The sequence below is a fragment of the Xenorhabdus aichiensis genome (genome assembly GCF_028598775.1).
GTDB classification, from domain to species: Bacteria; Pseudomonadota; Gammaproteobacteria; order Enterobacterales; family Enterobacteriaceae; genus Xenorhabdus; species Xenorhabdus bovienii.
Genome location: NZ_JAQRFO010000043.1, coordinates 14,662 through 35,292, shown reverse-complemented (window position 1 = coordinate 35,292; position 20,631 = coordinate 14,662). Strand labels below are relative to the sequence as shown.

24 protein-coding genes are annotated in these 20,631 nt (G+C 44.7%); 3 read left to right on the top strand and 21 right to left on the bottom strand.

Features of this window, described 5'->3' with window-relative positions; all coding sequences use genetic code 11:
• Positions 1-91: 91 nt before the first annotated feature.
• The 3 genes from actP to acs all read right to left on the bottom strand — a co-directional run bounded on the left by actP (position 92) and on the right by acs (position 4,169).
• On the bottom strand, positions 92-1,738 hold the full coding sequence (gene actP / locus PSI22_RS16520) for a cation/acetate symporter ActP (RefSeq protein WP_273580702.1): 1,647 nt from the start codon (positions 1,736-1,738) through the stop codon (positions 92-94).
• Positions 1,735-2,046 (bottom strand): DUF485 domain-containing protein, encoded by a 312-nt coding sequence (locus tag PSI22_RS16515; protein ID WP_038183769.1) that lies wholly within the window; start codon positions 2,044-2,046, stop codon positions 1,735-1,737. Before PSI22_RS16515 ends, actP begins: the two co-directional genes overlap by 4 nt.
• A gap of 167 nt (positions 2,047-2,213) precedes the next feature.
• Positions 2,214-4,169 (bottom strand): acetate--CoA ligase, encoded by a 1,956-nt coding sequence (gene acs, locus PSI22_RS16510; RefSeq protein ID WP_273580701.1) that lies wholly within the window; start codon positions 4,167-4,169, stop codon positions 2,214-2,216.
• Between the two features lie 371 nt (positions 4,170-4,540).
• On the opposite strand from acs, the gene sodA reads away from it, so the two are divergent.
• The gene (gene sodA / locus PSI22_RS16505) at positions 4,541-5,167 is read left to right on the top strand and encodes a superoxide dismutase [Mn] (RefSeq protein ID WP_273580700.1); all 627 of its coding nucleotides are present in this window, start codon (positions 4,541-4,543) and stop codon (positions 5,165-5,167) included.
• A 75-nt stretch (positions 5,168-5,242) separates the two neighbouring features.
• Here the strand turns inward: sodA and trpS are convergent, their stop codons facing one another.
• From trpS to pilM, 11 genes are all read right to left on the bottom strand, one after another.
• The gene (gene trpS, locus PSI22_RS16500) at positions 5,243-6,277 is read right to left on the bottom strand and encodes a tryptophan--tRNA ligase (RefSeq protein WP_273580699.1); all 1,035 of its coding nucleotides are present in this window, start codon (positions 6,275-6,277) and stop codon (positions 5,243-5,245) included.
• 4 nt (positions 6,278-6,281) lie between these two features.
• Positions 6,282-6,986: a phosphoglycolate phosphatase gene (locus PSI22_RS16495; protein WP_273580698.1), complete on the bottom strand. Its 705-nt coding sequence runs from the start codon at positions 6,984-6,986 to the stop codon at positions 6,282-6,284.
• Positions 6,986-7,660, bottom strand: a complete 675-nt coding sequence (gene rpe, locus PSI22_RS16490; protein ID WP_273580697.1) for a ribulose-phosphate 3-epimerase — start codon at positions 7,658-7,660, stop codon at positions 6,986-6,988. Before rpe ends, PSI22_RS16495 begins: the two co-directional genes overlap by 1 nt.
• Positions 7,661-7,718: 58 nt before the next feature.
• Positions 7,719-8,537, bottom strand: coding sequence for an adenine-specific DNA-methyltransferase (gene dam, locus PSI22_RS16485; RefSeq protein ID WP_273580696.1), 819 nt, complete (start codon positions 8,535-8,537; stop codon positions 7,719-7,721).
• 85 nt (positions 8,538-8,622) lie between these two features.
• Complete coding sequence (locus PSI22_RS16480) at positions 8,623-9,579, bottom strand: SPOR domain-containing protein (protein ID WP_273580695.1); 957 nt, start codon at positions 9,577-9,579, stop codon at positions 8,623-8,625.
• A gap of 185 nt (positions 9,580-9,764) precedes the next feature.
• Positions 9,765-10,862: a 3-dehydroquinate synthase gene (aroB, locus tag PSI22_RS16475; protein ID WP_273580694.1), complete on the bottom strand. Its 1,098-nt coding sequence runs from the start codon at positions 10,860-10,862 to the stop codon at positions 9,765-9,767.
• A 45-nt stretch (positions 10,863-10,907) separates the two neighbouring features.
• Positions 10,908-11,429 carry a shikimate kinase AroK gene (aroK, locus tag PSI22_RS16470; RefSeq protein WP_012986682.1) on the bottom strand — a complete coding sequence of 174 codons (522 nt, stop codon included), beginning with the start codon at positions 11,427-11,429 and terminating at the stop codon, positions 10,908-10,910.
• Between the two features lie 402 nt (positions 11,430-11,831).
• Positions 11,832-12,917 (bottom strand): type IV pilus secretin PilQ, encoded by a 1,086-nt coding sequence (pilQ, locus tag PSI22_RS16465; RefSeq protein WP_273580693.1) that lies wholly within the window; start codon positions 12,915-12,917, stop codon positions 11,832-11,834.
• 2 nt (positions 12,918-12,919) lie between these two features.
• Positions 12,920-13,471 (bottom strand): hypothetical protein, encoded by a 552-nt coding sequence (locus tag PSI22_RS16460; protein ID WP_273580692.1) that lies wholly within the window; start codon positions 13,469-13,471, stop codon positions 12,920-12,922.
• Complete coding sequence (locus tag PSI22_RS16455) at positions 13,461-14,009, bottom strand: PilN domain-containing protein (RefSeq protein WP_273580691.1); 549 nt, start codon at positions 14,007-14,009, stop codon at positions 13,461-13,463. The genes PSI22_RS16460 and PSI22_RS16455 overlap by 11 nt, the downstream gene beginning before the upstream one ends.
• On the bottom strand, positions 14,009-14,836 hold the full coding sequence (gene pilM, locus PSI22_RS16450) for a pilus assembly protein PilM (protein ID WP_273580690.1): 828 nt from the start codon (positions 14,834-14,836) through the stop codon (positions 14,009-14,011). Before pilM ends, PSI22_RS16455 begins: the two co-directional genes overlap by 1 nt.
• A 117-nt stretch (positions 14,837-14,953) precedes the next feature.
• Here pilM and mrcA point away from each other — a divergent pair, with 117 nt between their 5' ends.
• Positions 14,954-17,482, top strand: a complete 2,529-nt coding sequence (gene mrcA / locus PSI22_RS16445) for a peptidoglycan glycosyltransferase/peptidoglycan DD-transpeptidase MrcA (protein ID WP_273580689.1) — start codon at positions 14,954-14,956, stop codon at positions 17,480-17,482.
• Between the two features lie 91 nt (positions 17,483-17,573).
• Here mrcA and PSI22_RS16440 read toward each other — a convergent pair whose 3' ends face one another.
• From PSI22_RS16440 to PSI22_RS16430, 3 genes are read right to left on the bottom strand one after another with little or no spacing between them, the layout of a single operon-like run.
• Entirely contained in the window at positions 17,574-17,798 is a 225-nt protein-coding gene (locus PSI22_RS16440; RefSeq protein WP_273580688.1) for a Tc toxin subunit A-related protein, read from the bottom strand.
• A gap of 52 nt (positions 17,799-17,850) precedes the next feature.
• A complete protein-coding gene (locus PSI22_RS16435; protein ID WP_273580687.1) occupies positions 17,851-17,982 on the bottom strand; it encodes a hypothetical protein in 132 nt (43 codons plus the stop codon).
• On the bottom strand, positions 17,961-18,218 hold the full coding sequence (locus PSI22_RS16430; RefSeq protein WP_273580686.1) for a hypothetical protein: 258 nt from the start codon (positions 18,216-18,218) through the stop codon (positions 17,961-17,963). Before PSI22_RS16430 ends, PSI22_RS16435 begins: the two co-directional genes overlap by 22 nt.
• Between PSI22_RS16430 and PSI22_RS16425 the strand changes: the two genes are divergently transcribed.
• Positions 18,200-18,526 (top strand): molecular chaperone DnaJ, encoded by a 327-nt coding sequence (locus tag PSI22_RS16425; RefSeq protein WP_273580685.1) that lies wholly within the window; start codon positions 18,200-18,202, stop codon positions 18,524-18,526. The two genes, PSI22_RS16430 and PSI22_RS16425, sit on opposite strands and share 19 nt — an antisense overlap.
• Before the next feature lie 29 nt (positions 18,527-18,555).
• Here PSI22_RS16425 and PSI22_RS16420 read toward each other — a convergent pair whose 3' ends face one another.
• The 4 genes from PSI22_RS16420 to nudE all read right to left on the bottom strand — a co-directional run bounded on the left by PSI22_RS16420 (position 18,556) and on the right by nudE (position 20,563).
• On the bottom strand, positions 18,556-18,873 hold the full coding sequence (locus PSI22_RS16420; protein ID WP_273580684.1) for a type II toxin-antitoxin system RelE/ParE family toxin: 318 nt from the start codon (positions 18,871-18,873) through the stop codon (positions 18,556-18,558).
• Positions 18,870-19,139 (bottom strand): type II toxin-antitoxin system ParD family antitoxin, encoded by a 270-nt coding sequence (locus tag PSI22_RS16415; RefSeq protein ID WP_273580683.1) that lies wholly within the window; start codon positions 19,137-19,139, stop codon positions 18,870-18,872. The genes PSI22_RS16420 and PSI22_RS16415 overlap by 4 nt, the downstream gene beginning before the upstream one ends.
• Before the next feature lie 111 nt (positions 19,140-19,250).
• Positions 19,251-19,472: a Tc toxin subunit A gene (locus PSI22_RS16410; RefSeq protein ID WP_273580682.1), complete on the bottom strand. Its 222-nt coding sequence runs from the start codon at positions 19,470-19,472 to the stop codon at positions 19,251-19,253.
• Positions 19,473-19,999: 527 nt separating this feature from the next.
• Positions 20,000-20,563 (bottom strand): ADP compounds hydrolase NudE, encoded by a 564-nt coding sequence (nudE, locus tag PSI22_RS16405; protein ID WP_273580681.1) that lies wholly within the window; start codon positions 20,561-20,563, stop codon positions 20,000-20,002.
• Positions 20,564-20,631: the final 68 nt, after the last annotated feature.

The window sequence follows — 20,631 nt, the reverse complement described above, 5'->3', positions numbered from 1 at the left end:
GGGTGGCTTTTTTGCGTTTGATGAATTTTAAAAAGACTTTTGAAAATAATTTACTACTCAGATTGGCTGAACAAAATTAATGTGCCTTCCCCTACTCGATACCAATTCCAGTCTGTGAACGAATAAACTGATTGCGAAACATTTTCCTTTCCTGCTGACCTTGTTGTGATCCATCTGTGATGGAAAATAACCATGTACCGATGAATGCTACAAACATAGAAAACAGTGCTGGGTATTCATACGGATAAATTGGCTTTTCATGGCCGAGGATGCTGACCCAAATAGTAGGCCCAAGGATCATTAATACAACTGCAGTAATTAATCCTAACCACCCGCCAATGAGTGCCCCTCGCGTTGTCAGCTTGTTCCAGTACATCGACAATAAAATAATCGGGAAGTTACAGCTTGCGGCAATTGAGAATGCTAAACCCACCATGAAGGCAATATTTTGTTTTTCGAACAGAATACCCAATCCAATGGCAACAAAACCGAGAATAATGACGGTAATCTTGGAAACTTTCAGTTCATCGCGTTCATTGGCTTGACCTTGCTTAATTACATTGGCATAGAGATCATGAGAAACCGCTGAAGCACCTGCTAAAGTTAACCCTGCCACAACAGCTAAAATAGTAGCAAAGGCCACGGCAGAGATGAAACCAAGGAAGAAGTTACCGCCAACGGCATCGGCAAGATGGACAGCGGACATATTCGTTCCACCAATTAATGCTCCAGTCACATCTTTGAACGCGGGATTGGGGCTGACTAATAATATTGCACCAAACCCAATGATAAACGTCAGGATATAAAAATAGCCGATAAACCCAGTGGCATAGAAAACACTTTTACGGGCTTCTTTGGCATCGTTAACAGTAAAGAATCGCATGACGATATGTGGCAATCCGGCAGTACCAAACATTAATGCCAGTCCTAAAGAGAGTGCTGATATAGGATCAGACACCAATCCGCCTGGGCTCATGATTGCCTGACCACGGGAATGCACAGCGATGGCTTCTTTAAACAGAGTATTGAAATTGAAATTTACGGCTTTCATGACCATCAGAGCCATGAATGTTGCTCCTGCCAGTAATAGGATTGCCTTGATAATCTGAACCCATGTCGTTGCCAGCATCCCACCAAACAGCACATACAGCACCATCAAAATACCGACTAAAATAACTGCGATGTGATAATTTAACCCAAATAGCAGCTCAATGAGCTTTCCTGCCCCAACCATTTGAGCGATCAAATATAGCGCAACGACAACTAAAGAGCCTGTTGCTGACAGAGTACGAATGGGGCGCTGTTTTAATCGATAAGAGGCGACATCAGCAAACGTGTAACGCCCTAGATTTCTCAGACGTTCAGCGATGAGGAATAGAATAATTGGCCAGCCAACAAGGAAGCCGATCGAATAGATCAGCCCATCATAACCAGAGGTATAGACTAACGCGGAAATTCCCAGAAAAGAGGCGGCTGACATATAGTCACCAGCGATGGCCATCCCGTTTTGGAACCCTGTAATGCGTCCTCCAGCGGTATAATAATCTGAACGTGATTGCGTTCGTTTTGAAGCCCAATAAGTAATGCAAAGAGTGAACCCAACGAATAACAGAAACATGACAATAGCTTGAATATTCAAGGGTTGTTCTTCTACATTGCCTGAAATAGCATCCGCTTGTGCCAAGTTGTGAAAGAGTGTGGAAAATAGCAGCATCGCTGACAATACGATTTTTTTCATTTTTTTACCTCATTGAGGATAGTCGAAGTCAGACGATCAAACTCACCATTCGCTCTGACAACATAGATCCCTGTCAATATGAAAGAAATAAATATAATGCCAACACCCACAGGAATACCACGGGTCATGCTGGAGCCTTCATAGAGGGGAGTACCAAGCCATTCAGGGGAAAAAGCGATAAGAAAAATAAATCCAACATAAAGTACTAACATGATGGCGGATAATAACCAGGCAAAGCGCCCACGTTTCTGAACCAATTCCTTAAAGCGGGGATTATTTTCAATCTCTTGATAAATATTAGGATTCATCAGAGCGTCTCCTTTTGGATTTTGAACGATACACCTTATTGCGTTATAGATAGCCAAACGCGGGGTACAAAAATCCGTGGGAACTCATGACGTATTTGTCATGTCCCTGCACAGTTCTCTGCTTTTGGTGATACGTTATTCAAGCCGCCTTTCGGCGGCGCACTTTTTTAAGACAGATTCATGGATTGCTTTTCTTCCAGCAGTTTTTCAACGACACCCGGATCGGCCAGTGTGGAGGTATCACCTAAGTTACTGGTATCACCGGAAGCAATTTTGCGCAAGATACGGCGCATGATCTTTCCTGAACGCGTTTTGGGCAACGAATCCGTCCAGTGAAGAATATCGGGTGTTGCAATCGGGCCGATTTCTTTGCGAACCCAATTTCTGACTTCGGTATAAAGATCCGGGGAAGGTTCTTCACCATGATTCAGTGTGACATAGGCATAAATCGCCTGCCCCTTGATATGATGTGGAATGCCAACAACGGCAGCTTCGGCAATTTTTGGATGTGAAACCAGCGCAGACTCAATTTCTGCGGTTCCCAACCGATGACCTGAAATATTCAGGACATCATCGACACGGCCAGTGATCCAATAATAACCGTCCTCATCACGTCGAGCGCCATCTCCGCTGAAATACATACCTTTGAAAGTGGAAAAATAGGTTTGTTCAAAACGCTCATGATCACCAAATAAAGTTCGCGCTTGTCCCGGCCAGGAATCCGTGATAACAAGATTACCCTCACATTCGCCAGTTAATGGCTCACCTGAATTGCCCACCAATGCCGGACTGATGCCGAAGAATGGCAAAGTAGCTGAACCTGGTTTGAGGTCGACTGCTCCGGGCAATGGCGTGATCATGAACCCGCCTGTTTCGGTTTGCCACCAAGTATCGACGATAGGACATTTACTGTTACCTATCTTCCGGTAGTACCACTCCCATGCTTCAGGATTGATTGGCTCACCTACCGAGCCCATGATACGTAGTGATGTACGTTTGGTTCCTTCAATCGCCTTATCGCCTTCAGCCATTAATGCACGAATGGCGGTTGGTGCAGTATAGAGAATATTAACCTGATGCTTATCAACGACCTGACAGAGGCGATTGACATCGGGGTAGTTTGGCACCCCTTCAAACATCAATGATGTGGCACCGCAGGAGAGAGGCCCATACAGAAGGTAACTGTGGCCGGTTACCCAGCCAACATCGGCTGTACACCAGTAGATCTCACCCGGACGGTAATCAAACGTGTATTTGAAAGTCAAAGAAGCATAGACCAGATAACCGCCAGTGGTATGTAGAACCCCTTTAGGTTTGCCGGTTGAGCCAGAGGTATAAAGGATGAAAAGTGGATCTTCGGCATTCATTTCTTCGGCAGGGCAATCTGTGCTGACATTTTCGATCAACTCATGCCACCACAAATCACGGCCTTCCTGCCAGCTTTTGGTGTTACCAGTACGCTTGAAGACTACCACATTAGCAACGTCGGTCACGGCTGGATTGCTCAATGCTTCATCGACATTTTTTTTCAATGGAATAACGCGGCCTGCACGTACCCCTTCATCTGCGGTAATAACTAGCTTGGCATTGGAATCGATAACCCTGCCAGCAATGGCATCAGGAGAGAAACCACCAAAAATCACGGAATGGATTGCACCAACTCGGGCACAGGCCAGCATGGCAACTGCGGCTTCAGGTACCATTGGCATATAAATCGCAACGACATCGCCTTTTTTGACACCAAGTTTTTTCAATACATTGGCGAATTGGCAGACATCATGATATAGCTCGCGATAAGTAACATGCCTGGATTCTGCGGGATTGTCTCCTTCCCAGATGATAGCGGTTTGCTCACCACGTTCTTGCAAATGGCGGTCAAGGCAGTTGGCACTTAAATTCAGCGTGCCATCTTCAAACCAGCGGATACTGACATGTCCTGGGTCGAAAGAAGTGTTTTTAACCCGAGTATAAGGTTTTATCCAATCTACTATCTTACCTTTCTCACCCCAGAACGATTCAGGATCTTGTAGTGACCATTGGTAATCTTGTAGATATTGTTGTTTGCTTATCAGGGCTGTTTCTGCAATGTCAGCAGGAATAAGATGCTTGATTATTTGAGTCATATTTTTATCTCCTTGCGATTGTTAATACTATGTCAAAACAACGTTAACTAAAGTGTAAGGAGAAATTTTGTTTCTTTTTTGGGCGTAAGATCACGCATTAAAGAGAATGGATTTCATGGAATGATCAATTAATGCGGCGTGTTTGAGAGAAATTAAGTTCTGTTGATAATTTAATGTTTGGGGAGAACGACTAACTTATGGATTTTATTTAGTTATTCTATCCAATGAAAAAATGAAACTGAGAAATGGAAAGGAAACCATAGTTATAATATGGAATTGATAATCATTTTCATTATCGTCCAAGTCATTATAATAACCACCTTGTTCACAAGCTGTGAGCTTTATACATTCTAAACCACTGGAGATATGACATGAGCTATTCCCTGCCTGCTCTACCTTACTCTTATGATGCTCTGGAGCCTCATTTCGATAATCAGACGATGGAAATTCATTATACCAAACATCATCAAACCTACGTAACTAACACGAATACAGCGCTGGAAGCCTTCCCTGAATTAGCTAAACTTCCTATTGATGATCTGATCCAGCAGCTTGATAAAATCCCTGCGGATAAACGCACTTTTATTCGTAATAATGCGGGAGGGCACTCAAACCACAGCCTGTTCTGGAAAGGATTAAAATTGGGAACGGTCTTGGGTGGTACTTTGAGAACGGCCATTGAGCGGGATTTAGGTAGTATTGAGATCTTCAAGGAAAAATTTGAGCAAGCCGCTGCAACCCGCTTTGGCTCTGGCTGGGCATGGCTGGTTCTAAAAGCAGATGGCAAACTTGCGGTTGTTTCAACTGCCAATCAGGACAGCCCGTTAATGGGAGAGGAAATTGCCGGTGCTTCAGGTTACCCCATTTTGGGTCTGGATGTGTGGGAACACGCTTATTACCTGAAATATCAAAACCGCCGTCCAGACTATATTAAGGCGTTTTGGCATGTAGTGGATTGGGATGAGGCAGCAAAGCGTTACGAAGAAAAAATTAAGTAACTAGTGAGACTAATTTCTCTCAGTAATGCTGGTCAGTATTATGGCCAGCATTTTTACTATTCGATAATATTGTTATTACGGATGAGCAATAAACCCTACCGCTTCGTAAACTTTATCTAAAGTCGCCTGAGCACGAGCTTGTGCCTTGGCAGCTCCTTCAGCCATGATTTGATTAAGTAATGCTTCATCATTGCGGAAATGGTGAAAACGTTCCTGCAAGTCAGTCAGCATTCCAGAAACGGCTTCTGCAACTGCACCTTTCAGATGACCATACATTTGGCCTTCAAATTCAGCTTCCAATTGAGGAATTGTCTTACCTGTTACACCTGCCAAAATGTCCAGTAAATTGGAGACGCCGGGTTTATTTTCCAAATCATAACATACACGTGGTGGTTCTTCGGAATCAGTGATGGCACGTTTGATTTTCTTCGCTGCCGATTTTGGATCTTCCAGCAGGGCAATAACGTTATTACGGTTATCATCCGACTTTGACATTTTCTTGGCTGGATCTTGCAAAGACATCACTTTAGCACCACCCGTTGGAATGAATGGCTCTGGTACGGTGAAAATATCACCGTAAATGGCATTAAAGCGCTGTGCCAGATCACGGCTCAATTCAAGATGCTGTTTCTGGTCAATTCCCACAGGGATTTGATTGGCCTGATAAAGCAGAATATCTGCGGCCATCAGAACCGGATAGCTAAATAACCCTGCGTTGATATTTTCCGCATGACGAGCTGATTTATCTTTAAACTGAGTCATACGGCCGAGTTCACCGAAATAGGTGTAACAGTTAAGTACCCAACTTAATTGAGAATGCTGTGGAACGTGTGACTGAACGAAGATCGTACTTTTCTTGGGGTCAATGCCACATGCGAGGTAAAGTGCCAGCGTATCAAGCGTGCGTTTTTTCAATTCATTTGGGTCTTGGCGCACGGTAATAGCGTGCTGGTTAACGATGCAATAGATGCAATCATACTCATCCTGCATTTTAACCCACTGACGTAACGCCCCCATGTAGTTACCGATGGTCAATTCACCGGAAGGCTGTGCGCCGCTGAACACAATAGGTTTTTGGGAGTTTGGTTTCATTACAGTGGGTTCATTCATTTTGTTACGCTTCCTGAAGTTTCAACGTGGATAATCCGATAGCCGGTAGTAAATCCGGGAAATGGTCCAATATATAATCTGGGTGGCTTAATGCTATCGATTCTCCGTAGTTATATCCATAGGTTAAGCCAACACAAGGGCAGCCGGCTGCCTGTGCCGCCAAAATATCATTACGGGAATCACCGACAAAAAGCAATTCTTCTTTATGGATGCCAAACATGCCCATTGTTAGATATAGCGGGGCAGGATGGGGTTTTTTCTCTTTAACATCATCACCACCCAGCACCAGTGAAAAGTATTCACTGATCCCCAATGATTCCAGTAATGGCGCAATAAAAGGTGTGGGCTTATTGGTTACGATGGCCATTGGCAGATTATGCTGTGCCAGTGCTGCCAGAGTCTCTTTTACGTGGGAAAACAGTTGGCTGCCTGTTGTCACGGTTGTTTCATAAAATCCATCAAACAGCTTACGGGTTTCACGATGCAGTTCAGGGGTGGATTCTACGCCTGCCCATTTCAGTGCACGCTCAACCATGACATCCGCACCGTTACCTATCCAGATAGCAACTCGTTCTTTGCCTGCCGCAGGTAAACCTTTGGCAATCAGAGCCTGATCCAGTGCTTCCGCCAGACCACTGGCGCTGTCGACTAATGTTCCATCCAGATCAAATGCAATGGCACGAAGATTTTTCTTAATACTTGTTACCATTATGCCACCTTTGATAATTCACGGCGCATCTCATCAATGACCGTTTTATAGTCAGGCTGGCTGAAAATAGCAGAACCAGCAACAAACATATCTGCGCCTGCCTGAGCCGCTTCTTTAATATTATTGGCCTTGATGCCACCATCAACTTCAAGACGAATATCGTATCCGCTTTCGTCAATGATTTTGCGTACCTGCCGTAACTTGTTCAGGGTTTCTGGAATGAAGGACTGGCCACTGAAACCCGGGTTAACGGACATCAGCAGAATCACGTCCAGCTTATCCAGAACATAATCAAGGTAGCTGAGAGGGGTTGCTGGGTTGAAAACCAAACCTGCCTTACAGCCATGTTCTTTGATCAGTTGCAGGGTACGGTCAACATGTTCGCTCGCTTCGGGATGGAAAGTGATATAGGTTGCACCTGCCTTGGCAAAATCAGGGATAATGCGATCTACAGGTTTTACCATCAGATGAACGTCTATCGGTGCCGTAATGCCATAATCACGCAGCGCCTGACAGACCATTGGCCCAATGGTCAGGTTTGGCACATAGTGATTATCCATAACGTCAAAGTGGACAACATCAGCGCCTGCGGCCAGAACCTTTGCGGTATCTTCACCTAATCGGGCAAAATCTGCGGATAGAATGGATGGGGCAATCAGAAAATCTTTCTTCATTATTATCTTCTCCAATTCATTGTTTTATCCCCATTATTTCAGGGGTAAGAAACCTCAATCACTTCCGGCAGTATAACGCCAAAAGCTCATCAACTTTACTCCGAGCAAGAATATTTCTACTTATTGTCCGACGGGCTTTAACAATATGAAGAGAAGCCTGATGATACCATTCCCGCGTCATTGGCGTGTCATGGTTGGATATGAGCACAGGAATGCCCTGCTGAAAGGAAAGATGATAGGCCATCCTCGCTAGATTTTCTTGATCGAGGAGGTTAAAACTATTTGTATGATAGGCCGTAAAATTAGCCGTTGCCGAAAGTGGGGCATACGGAGGATCACAATAAATTACTGATCCTTGTGGTGCGTTGTCTAGCGTGATTTGGTAATGCTGGCAGACAAAAGAGGCTTTTTGGGCTTTTTCAGCGAACCAGTAAAGTTCATCTTCAGGAAAATAAGGTTTTTTATACCGCCCAAAAGGGACATTAAATTCTCCCCGAGAGTTATAGCGGCAGAGGCCGTTATAGCAGTGGCGGTTAAGGTAAAGAAACAATAGACTGCGGTACAGTGGTTCTTGGCTTTTGTTGAACTCTTCTCTCAGGCGATAGAAGTCTTCCGCAGTGTTGAACTCCTGAGAGAATAATGGACGGGCATGATTGATAAATTCTTCTGGACGAGATTTTACCGTGTCATACAGGTTGATCAGATCACTATTTATGTCTGACAAGATGTAAGAATCATAATCGGTATTCAGGAATACCGAGCCTGCGCCAACAAATGGCTCAATTAAGCGTTCTCCCTCTGGTAGATGACGTTTAATATCATCCACCAAGGGGTATTTTCCACCGGCCCATTTTAAGAAAGCGCGTTTTTTTTTCATGCCGTCAAATTAGCTATTCAATAATTTCAGAGCCGCAGATTGTACTCTGTTTAGGACAGCATATCAGCGCCTAATCAAAATAGTTTTATTTTTTCAGATCTTGCTGAACCTGTTGTAGTTTTCTAACCCAAGGTTTTTTGGCCTGAACTTCAGCCGGGAGTGAGGAAATGGCACTTTTGGCGTCAGAAACCGAACCATAACTACCGTGGATCAAGATAAACCATGCCTTACCTTCACGTTTCGCTTCATAAACCGTATAATTTGAAAGGTTATTGTTCTTTGCGAAGGCAATTAAGGTATCCGAGCGGCTGGCGCTACTTAACTGGAGTGTGAATCGGTTGGCGGAGGCTTTCAGTAAATCACCGCGAGTATCGGTCACACTCTTTTTACTGGCCTGATGATGGGATATTGCTGGTTTATCAGTTGATTTGGCATGATTTTCTGATTTTGCCATTTTTTCTATTTTCGGCGGTGCAACTTTTTCAGTCTTATTCTGTTCAACTGGTGGTATCACCATCTGTTGCATAGAGTTGGACTGTGATGGCGTCAGGTTTTTTTCCACCGTATTATTGATGTTGCCTTGCTGTTGATTCAAGGCATCAGAAATATCACCGGGCAATTCTATGCGCTGGTTATGGCTATTTGCCTCAGGTGCTGGAGAAAGATCTTTGCTTGGTGTATTGCTAATGGGCGGCATACTGATTTCTTGTGAGCCATGGCTTGCCGGTGCCGATGGATTTTCCGGCGAGCTATTCTGATTATTGGTAGAGAGTGAAGAAGAGCCGGATAGATCGATGTTTTTCTCAGCCGTATTCTGGGATTGCTGTTTCTCATGCTCAGTTGGCGATTTCAATGCAGAACTGATAGCAATAATCAGCAGTAAAAGCACCAGAATTCCAACCCCAATCATTAATTGCTGGCGGGATACTGCCAATTTGGGCTGGTTGGATTGGCTGCGCGATCGCGGAGGGCGGCGATCAGATGTATCGGGTTTAAATTCGTTTTCTGTTTTTTGTTTGTTTTCTGATTTTAATTCGTCCATATGCCCTCTCAGCAGAGATAATACTGCCAATTGTTATTTTAGAGGTTTGTCAGCTTGATCTAACTAAAACCGATAATGTTCTATCTGATAATGTAGCTATTTTATAGCATAACAGCCAGAAAATGATTCATTATTCAAGCTTTTATTCCCAGAAGGAATTTTGCCATATTCAGATAATCGTGTATTTAGCTGGTTGATGGCAGGCATAGGCGGACGGCGTCTAATATGACATCAGACCCGATATCAGAACGAAGCTCTGCTTTCCCAATCGCCGTAGGCAGTACCAGATGCAGTTTTCCCGCAGAGACTTTTTTATCGCGCATCATATGCGGCAAATAGATTTCTGGAGACATTTCTACTGGGCCGTTGACTGGAAGCTTTGCCCGCTCCAGCAAGCTGATAATGCGCTGAGTATCCTGTCTTGAGAACGTGCCCACAAGTTCAGATGCCCGTGCTGCCATCACCATACCTGCAGCAACCGCCTGACCATGCAGCCAGACACCATAACCCATTTCAGCTTCAATAGCATGCCCAAAGGTATGGCCGAGATTTAATAGTGCTCGCATCCCATTGCGTTCTTGTTCATCAGCAGCGACAACCCATGCCTTGAGTTCACAGCAGCGACGAATGCAATAAGCTATTGTCTGATTATCGAGAACCAGTAATTTCTCGATATTGCTTTCAAGCCAGTTAAAAAATTCACCATCCAGAATGATGCCGTATTTGATAACTTCAGCCAGACCTGCATGCAGCTCTTGAGCAGGTAATGTTTTCAGGCAATTGATATCAATGATAACGGACGCTGGCTGATAAAAGGCCCCTATCATGTTTTTGCCGAGGGGATGGTTGACGCCGGTTTTTCCACCGACGGAAGAGTCAACCTGAGAAAGTAATGTGGTGGGTACTTGAATGAAGCGAATGCCGCGTTGATAGCAAGCGGCGGCAAACCCTGTCATATCACCGATTACACCACCACCGAGAGCGATAAGCGTTGTGTCACGACCATGATTATTTTCCAGTAAAGCGGAAAAAATGTCATTGACCACAAAAAGTGATTTGTACTGTTCACCGTCAGGTAAGATAACTTCGTCTACCCGAAGACCCATACCCTGCAATGTGGATTTCACCTGTTCAAGATACAGGGGAGCCAGCGTCTCGTTGGTCACTATCATGACCTGCTGACCAGCTTGCAGGGGCTTGAATGCCTCATCGCTAGAAAATAGCCCTTGGGCTATGGTAATCGGATAGCTTCTTTCACCTAACGTAACAGTTACTTGTTCCATATCAGCTTTCGCCTTATCGTTTGCTGCTGTGCACACCAGCGTGAATCAGTTTTTTTCCAGTAATTCGATAATTTGGTTAGCAACAACTTTGGCGCTTTGCTCATCTGTACGGATAGTCAGATCAGCAATTTCCTCGTAGAGAGGGTTGCGCTCATCAGCTAAATTTTCTAAAACTTCTCGTGCTGGTGCATCCACTTGAAGTAAAGGGCGTTTTTTATCACGCTGGGTACGAGCTAACTGTTTTTCGATGGTTGTTTCTAAATAGACGACCACACCACGGGCAGACAGACGATTACGGGTTTCTTTCGATTTAACAGAACCCCCACCCGTTGCCAGTACGATGCCTTGTTTTTCAGTCAATTCGTTAATTATTTTTTCTTCACGGTCGCGGAAGCCTTCTTCGCCTTCCACATCAAATACCCAGCCCACGTCAGCTCCGGTACGTCGCTCAATTTCTTGATCAGAGTCGTAAAACTCCATATTGAGTTGCTGAGCTAACTGACGACCAATAGTGCTTTTGCCGGCACCCATAGGCCCAACCAGAAAGATATTGCGTTTCTCTGCCATGTTTTTGGTATTACTAAGACTATTTGTTAATGATAACCCGCCCCGCCAATCAGATTAGCCACGGGACCTAAACTGAAACCTCATGAGTGAGAATGTGAGATCAGATGGGAAAATTATCTCAGCACATCAACCTGTATTGCAACTATATATATTTGGCACGAACCGTTGTAGTCTGGTTTATGCTTTGTTGGCTGACTGTGAGCCTACTTTATGTTTATTGGGGTAGACTCTTACTTGTGATGTTAGACCCGCTCACTCAATTAGATAATCCTTGTATGCTAAATTACTCTCAGCGTCAAATCCATAAACAGGTCAGACCAAGAAAAATAGTAGAAAATCTGGTGAAAAAGGCATAATTACGCCTATTAATTGTTTGATATTTATCATGTATTTTTCCATTGGTTAAATATCGGTCAGTTGAGGTGTAATAAAAATTACGAGTTCCCTTCGGCTGTGCTGCTCTCCTTCTTGGTTAAATAATGCACCCAATAGAGGAAGATCAGACAAGTAAGGGACTTTTTGCAGGCTAGCGCCTTTTTTCTGCTGAAAAATGCCACCAAGAATCAGGGTTTCCCCGTTTCTGACGGTAACCTGCGTCACGATTTCCTGTTTATCTATCGCCAGATTTTCATTTCCTCCCTGACTAATGGGGAGTCCAGGTGCGTTCTGGCTGATTTTTAGCGCTAAACGGATTTTTCCTTTTCTCAAGATGTGTGGAGTCACCTCCATACCTAATACCGCCTCCTTAAATTGAATCGTCGTTTTGTCCTTGTCCTGAATGAGATAAGGGATATCAGAACCCTGCTTAATGCTGGCTGGCTGTTGGTGTGAGGCTGTCAGCCTTGGGCTGGCAATGATATCCAGTTGGTTTTCCTGCTCCAGTGCACTGAGTTCCATTTCCAGTAGGCTTGCATGGATGCGGGCAGTGTTCAGTACCAGTCGGTGGCTTTGATTACCTGCGGATTGATGCAAATTCAAACGGTTGAGGCCTATTGAACGATTTAGTGGATCAGCCGCCATTCCCCAGTGAATTCCCAACTCATGCAGAGCCTCTCTGCTGCTGGTGACAATATGGGCCGTAATTTGTACTTGTTGTTGTGGTGTATCCACCTCTTTCAGCCAACTTTTGATGCGGGTAATGGCATCAAACTTATCTTCCAATATCAGGCTGTTGGTTAAGGGATCGTGTTCAACTTTGCCCCATTTTGTCAGTAGCGCCGGAATATTTTTCTGCAATTGTTCGGCGATCTGCCCTGCGTCAGCGTATTGCAGAGTAATAGCCTGATATTCAATTTCCTGCTCCTGTTCATCCCTTTCTGCTGGGGAAAATTCGAGTTGTTCATCGAATTCGTTTTTCGGTGGCTGGAACGGATTTCTCACCGCTATTTCGCTCTCTGTTTCTTTCCATGCGTTAATTTCTTCGGCAGAACTGAGGGTTGGCAGTAGCAGAAACAGGCAAACCAGTAGAATAAAAAAATGACTGTTCATGATTATCCCTCATGGAGGGCATCTGACAGCACCATGCGGACAGTCAGATCGTTATCGACAGGGGTGATGGTGAGGTGTTTAATCAGCAAAACAGGTTGTACTTGTTGAATTTCATTGAGGAAATGGAGGAGTTGGTCATAGTTTAGTGACAGCATGATGTGCCAGAAAATTTGGTTGTCTTCCCTATGGCTTTTCCACTCCATGAGCTGACCGCCAGAGTTGGTCAAGGGCTGATGAAGGCGTTTCAGTACGGTGGCATTTTTTTGCGGGATATTGTCGTGCAAAATATTGCTGCCTTGACTGAGTTCTGCCGTCAATTGCTGAATCTGTTGCTGGATATCGGATAGATTGGGTAACTCGGCGATACGCTTTTCGGATAACGCCGAGCTGTGTTTCTGCTCGGTGATATTGAACTGGAGGTCATGGATTGCGTATTCATTCTCCTGCCAGACCCAAAAATAGAAACTTAATATGAGTGGAATGACCAGCAATTGCTGCAACAGAAACAACTGCCATGCTGGACGATGAAACCACACAAGATAATTACTTTTCATCAGGTGCTCCCATTAACCAGTTGGCATCGATAGTAAATATCTTGAGATGTTCTTCCGTGGTGCTCATTTTTTTCAGTTGGACATTGTTCAGTGAGACATTGTCGGTCAGGTTATCCAGTAAGTCCGAGACATCATCGTAGTTTTGACTGCTGGCGGCAAAAACCAATTGGCCGGTGTCGTCACTGAATGCAGTAAGCCAACTTTTTTCCGGCAACAAGTGCGGAAGTTGACGAAATAACTGTAAATATCTTTGATTCTGTTCCATGAATGTCTGTTTTTTCCTTAATTGCAGTGTCAATTGATGATGATGTTGAACGGCTTGTTCGTTTTCTTTGATATTTTGCTGTAATTGCACTAATTGGTGGCTAATTTCTGTTAATTGGTTGCTATATTGCGCAAGTTGGTTTTTTTGTTGTACGGAAATAAACGTCAGTACAGATACGCAGAGCATTAATTGCAGGCAGAGCAATAGCCCCCATTTCCGGCATAGGTGTTTTAATCTTGCCTGACGCCACGGTAAAAAATTAACCTGATACATCATCGATCATCCGGCCTCAGTGCCAGCCCCGCAGCGATAATGAAGGCATTAGTTTTTTCGGGTAATGGGAGCTGGTAATGGCGAAATGCGGTCAGCATGTTCCAGACATGAACGGGTTCTGCTGGCATAGCATGCTGTTCGTCACTGTAATAAATCTCAGGGCTAGCCATGTCTGGTGAGACAGGCAACTGGCTGATGATTTGTGCCAGATGCGGATGTGCCTGCATTGATATCAACCCATAACTAAAAGGGCCACTGGCGGGGGCAACCCATAGCCAGTCTGCTATGCGTTTGTGGATCAACCAGCCGTCATCGGGAACGCCTGCAAGTTTGGCAATATAGCGTAATGCGCAGGGAGAAATATCAATGGCATCGGGGGATAAATCGATGTCTGCGAGCAGCTTAAGCCAGAGGTTGAGATCTTTTTGTCGGGTGGCACTGATACAAATTTGCTGACCCCGCACCCGATAATCCAAAGCAAGATCACTGACGGGGAACTGTTTTTCGGCATTGGCATGGACAAACCAGCCGAGTTCTGGCTCTTGCAATAGAGTATGGGTAGGTAGGGCGATCTGCTTCTGTAAGGTTTGTTGAACAGGTAATGTTAATCGTAAACTAATCTTTTTAGGTAATTTTTGACGCCATTGCATTAAAATGTGGCCTAATTTTTCAGGATGTTGTAGCCGTCCTCCTGAAATAATGTCGCTTGATAAACGATATTGCCAGCAATGGCGAAGCTGCCAGCCATCACGACGTTTAATGGCTGCGAGAGCATTAATGTAATGTTCATGGACATCCAGTCCGATATACCATTTTGATAAATACATGTAGCGATCTCCATATCTGCTATTCATGAAAGGTCATATCCATAGTGCTGTGTAGCCTTTATACTACGTACTAATCGTTTATAAACTGCCCGATTAACATGGCGTGAGAAATTTCAGGTGAAGTTCATAAAGTATTTTTTGATCCTTGTCGTTGTTTGCATTTTATTGGGAACCGCCTCGATTTTTGGTTTGTACAAATATATCGAGCCGCAGTTGCCAGATGTCGCGACTTTAAAGGATGTCCGATTGCAGACACAAATGCAGGTGTACAGTGCTGATGGCGAGTTGATGGCGCAATATGGTGAAAAACGTCGTCTGCCACTAACCCTTTCCGAAATGCCACCCTTGATGGTAAAAGCCTTTATTGCCACTGAAGACAGCCGTTTTTATGAACACCATGGTGTTGATCCCATCGGCGTTATCCGTGCGGTTTCGGTCATGATGACTTCTGGCCATGCTTCCCAAGGGGCGAGTACCATTACTCAACAGTTGGCGAGAAACTTTTTCCTCAGCAGGGAGAAGACGCTGATACGTAAGGCGAAAGAGGCGTTTCTGGCGATTAAGATCGAACAACTGTTGACGAAGGATGAAATCCTAGAGCTATACCTCAACAAAATTTACCTTGGCAATCGTGCTTACGGTGTAGGGGCTGCGGCTAACGTCTATTTTGGTAAGAATGCCAATGAGTTGACTTTGAGTGAGATGGCGATGATTGCCGGACTGCCGAAAGCGCCTTCTACTTTTAATCCGCTCTATTCTTATGATCGTGCAGTCGGCCGTCGTAATGTGGTGTTGGGGCGCATGCAGGAAGAAGGCTACATTACTCAACAGCAGTATAATGAAGCCAGAAGTGAGAAATTGGTTGCCCGTTATCATTCCCCACAGATTGTCTTCTCTGCGCCTTATCTGACTGAAATGGTACGGCAGGAAATGATTAACCGTTATGGTGAAAATGCCTATACCGATGGATATAAGGTCTATACCACCATTACTCGTAAGGTTCAATTGGCTGCCGTTGATGCCGTCCGTGCAAATGTGATTGATTATGATGTGCGTCATGGCTATCGCGGCGCACAGGAAGTGTTATGGGCTGTCAGCCAGTCAGCATGGAGCCAGAGCCAAATTGTCGATAAGCTGAAAACCCTGCCCAAATATGGCCCATTGCTGCCTGCGGTGGTCACGAAGTCCAGTGCGACTCAGGCTGAAGCTATGCTGGTGGATGGCAGTAAAGTTGAACTGACTATGGCGGGTGTTCGTTGGGCGCGTCAATTTAAGTCTGACAGTCTGCAAGGGGCGGCACCACACAGTGTTAATGAAGTGATTCGAGCCGGTGAACAGATTTGGGTCAGAAAAGTCAATGATACCTGGTGGCTGGCACAATTACCTCAAGTTAACGCGGCGTTGGTCTCTCTCAACCCTATGAATGGCGAGGTAGAAGCGCTGGTCGGTGGGTTTGATTTCGAGCTAAGCAAGTTTAACCGCGTGACCCAATCTCTGCGTCAGGTGGGTTCCAACATCAAGCCATTCCTGTATACCGCTGCGATGGACAAAGGGCTGACGTTGGCATCTATGTTTAATGACGTGCCTATCAGCCGTTGGGATGCGGGAGCTGGAACGGATTGGCGTCCTAAAAACTCACCACCGACTTATGATGGCCCGATTCGTCTGCGTCAAGGATTAGGACAATCCAAGAACGTGGTCATGGTTCGAGCCATGCGTGCGATGGGGGTGGATTATGCCGCTGACTATCTGCGCCGGTTTGGCTTGCCGGGGGAAAATGTCGTGCGGACGGAATCGATGGCGCTGGGTTCTCCTTCTTTCACACCAATGCAAATGGTGCGTGGCTATGCAGTGATGGCGAATGGCGGTTATTTGGTTGATCCTTACTTCATCACTAAAATTGAAAATGATGAAGGAAAGGTATTGTTTGAAGCTAAACCGAAACTAGCCTGTCCACAGTGTGAAAATATTCCGGTGATTTATGGTGATACAGCGCGTTCCATTGAGTTGTCTGAAGATTCGATTGAGAACGTGACCCATTCCAATGTTACGCAAAATTCGACTCAGCCCCAGTCAGAGTTAGAGCGCGCTCCGGTCAATGCGAACAACGATGATCAGCAGTACGCACCTCATGTCATCAGTACGCCGCTGGCGTTCCTGATTCATGATGCCTTGAATACCAATGTCTTTGGTGAACCGGGTTGGATGGCTACAGGCTGGCGTTCAGCCCGTGATTTGAAACGCCGGGATATCGGGGGCAAAACAGGAACGACAAACAGCTCGAAAGATGCGTGGTTCTCTGGTTATGGCCCTGATATGGTTGCCACGGTCTGGATTGGTTTCGATGAGCATAGTAGAGCTCTGGGGCGTACACCCGCCCTGAAAGGTGAAGGCGGAGCGAAAAGTGCTCAACCCATTTGGAATGATTTCATGAAAGTGGCGCTGGAAGGTGTACCGGAAAAAGTGATGGAACCACCAGCAGGCATTGTTTCTGTCACTATTGATCGCGCGACGGGTAAGCTATCCAATGGTGGGGGCAATACCCGCAAGGAATATTTCATTGAAGGTACACAGCCAACGGAATATGCCGTTCCAGAAGCGGGAACGACAGTCACTGAGAATGGGGAAAGTCAAGAACTGTTCTGATTGACTACAGGAATCAAGGAAAAAAGCCCTGTCGGAAAACGGACGGGGCTTTTCATTATTATCAGCTTATCAATATCTGTTCTCTATTGGATTACTTATTACCCACTTTATTTTTTACGGCTTTGGCAAACTGTTTACCCCCATCCACCGCCGTATAATGCACATGAATGTTGATATCTTTTAACCGCCATGAAGCCAGTGGCAGCAGAGGATCATGGAATATTTTATTGATCACCTGCTTATCTGGGAATTCCAGAGTCCATGTTGAAATGGCTCCGGTGCCTTCAAATGGCAGGTAACGGTCATCATCAGACACAGTGAAAGTACAGCGTCGTAGGCAGGAGCATACAGTGCGGCAAGGCGACCCATCAGCCACTGGTAGGTACGATCAAGAACCCCGTCGTCATAAACTCATACAGTTCACGGGCGGCAGCCTGTTGAGCCTGAGCTTCCCGTAGCGCTGTATTGGCACTTTTGATCAGCAGTTCCTGTTCCTGCAACTGACGCCCAATAATATTGATTTCGTTTTGTGCCTGTTTATACTCAATTTCCCACTCTTGGCGAGGGCTGAGGCTTCCAAAGCGGAAATATTCTCATCGTACAGACTGTGGTAATACTTATAGCGCTCTTGTGCCATCTTTTTACTCTCTTCCAGCGAGGCTTTACCCAACTGGGCAATCTGGACGGCTTCCTGTTGTAGCTCGATGGTGAAAGCATATGTTTGATGAAGATGCAATCACCTGTCCTTATTGTAGAGGTGAGGGTGAGTATGAATACACTTGTATTGACTGCAATGGTACTGGATATGCGCCTGAAGAAGACAAACCATTCGCTCAATGCCATACATGCTATGGAGAAGAGTCGGCATTACAGATTTGTTGGAAATGTAAGGGTTCTGGGTATATATATGCAGATGAACGCGATACTGATGAAAATGACGACGATAATGATGATAATGATGATAATGACGATAATGACGATAATGACGATAATGACGATAATGACGATAATGACGAGGATGAAGATGAAGGTGAAGATGAATAACTGAAATAAGTGGGACCGTGGTCCCACTTCTAATATTCATTATCGTCGTTAAGCAACAGCGTTTCATAATCCTGTCCACCAGAGAATATGCCCAGAATGGACACGAATGTTGATTCTACTTCGAACGCAATAACTACACGTTTTCTGTAATTGGTGATTCTCAATCCGGGACGAACGTCATCACGTATAGTTCCCCGATGAGGGAATGTAGACAGACTTTCACAGTAATTTAAAATAGATTCTGTGTATCGGGCTGCGATATCTGGCGAGGCATTTTCTGCGATATAGTCATACAGTTCGACTAACTGCATTTCTGCCTCTGGTGAGAAGATGACCGTGTAAATCATTTCTGATGGCCGCGTCTTTCTGCTAGGCGAGCACGAACTTGATCAATACTGACTGCTCGTGATGGATCAGATTTCATATCATCATATGCAGCGCCAACCTGATTATGGAGCCAGTTTTCAACTGCACGATCACGAGCTAGCAAGGCTCTCAACCCCTCTCTGATAACTTCGCTCTCAGTCGCGTATTCGCCACTGCTTACTCGAACTTTTACCATTTCAGCCATATCGTTCGGCAGGGTGATGCTCATTTGTTTTGTGGTACGCATGGTATTGCTCTCCAATCGGATTTGGATTCAGTAGGATTTAATCCTATCACAATAAATATTGTAGCCCAATTAATGCGATCAAATATCAACATTTGCACCACTGACAGGTTTTCAAACTCGTATATCGGCCTGTTGGATCAGTTCAAGCAATGGGATCTCTTTTTCTGCCAACACTGCGATGGTTTGTTTCAGCGGAAAATGAAACGGCAGTGCAAGCGGATAGTGAATCTCTGCCAGCGAATTGGTCAAAGGCTGGTTCTTGATTCCAGAATATTGGCCATAAATCATACCTTTTAAATAGGAAGTGTGATGAATCAGAGAACGCATTCTCATTACCAATCCATAACGCAGGTTTATGTTTTTTGGCAGATTGGTATGGTTACACTATGGCCTGTCAATGATTGCTATCCATCCTAAAATATATTTTGGATCTGATCGTTTTTTAAAAAAATACTTGATTTCAATTGGCTGGATTAAGTGTTTTATTAATCAATAGAAAGAAGGTTTTTTATTGGGGAGTAATGGCGATCATATTTATTAATATTAACGATATAATAAATATATTTATTAATTATTTTTAATAAAGGGAAAAGCTTTTTACCCATATTATTTATGGTAATTATTTTAATTAATTTAGTTTAAGTGATTGATGTTTTTTGTCAGATTGGCGGCTTAAAACGGGGACAGGATTAATATTAAGAGGCGTTATCTTTTATCGCTAATAGATTTCAAGTTGTGGCGCGATGACAAGTGAGTGAACCCCCAGACATATAGATAACCATGTGACTGGGGAGTAAATGCAGCCAGCAAAAGCAGAAGCTTGAAAGGTGAAAGCACATACCTGTCTATTGGAATAGGTTTTAACGCTTTCCATTGCTTGATGCTTGCAGGTATCGCTGTGCAAAAAACAGGGCACTGACGTTTCTGGCTTCGTTGAAATCGGGATGTTCCAGCAAAGACATCATGTCTGCGATTGGCCAGCGAACTTGTACCAGCGGTTCTGGCTCATCGCCTTCCAAACGTTCGGGATAAAGATCTTGAGCAATGACAATATTCATCCTGCTGGAAAAATAGGAGGGAGCCATTGTCAGTTTCGTCAGCAGTTCCAGTTTGGCTGCCCCGAATCCCACTTCTTCCTTCAGTTCACGATTGGCTGCTTCAAGGGGGCTTTCTCCCGCATCAATGGCACCCTTTGGAAAACCTAATTCGTATTGTTCAATGCCAACGGCATACTCGTGGATAAGGAGCAACTCATCGCCGATCACGGGAATGATCAGTACGGCTTCACGATTGGAGGGTTTCATGCGTTCATAAACTCGCTTTACGCCATTGCTGAACTCAAGATTAACAGACTGAATATTGAATAAACGGGAATGGGCAACGTCATTTATATTCAATATTTTAGGTTTCTTCTGATCAATCATGCTTGCCCCTGATGGTTGCTATACACTGGCCAATTGAAAAATGATGCATCCAATCACCGAAAGATTCT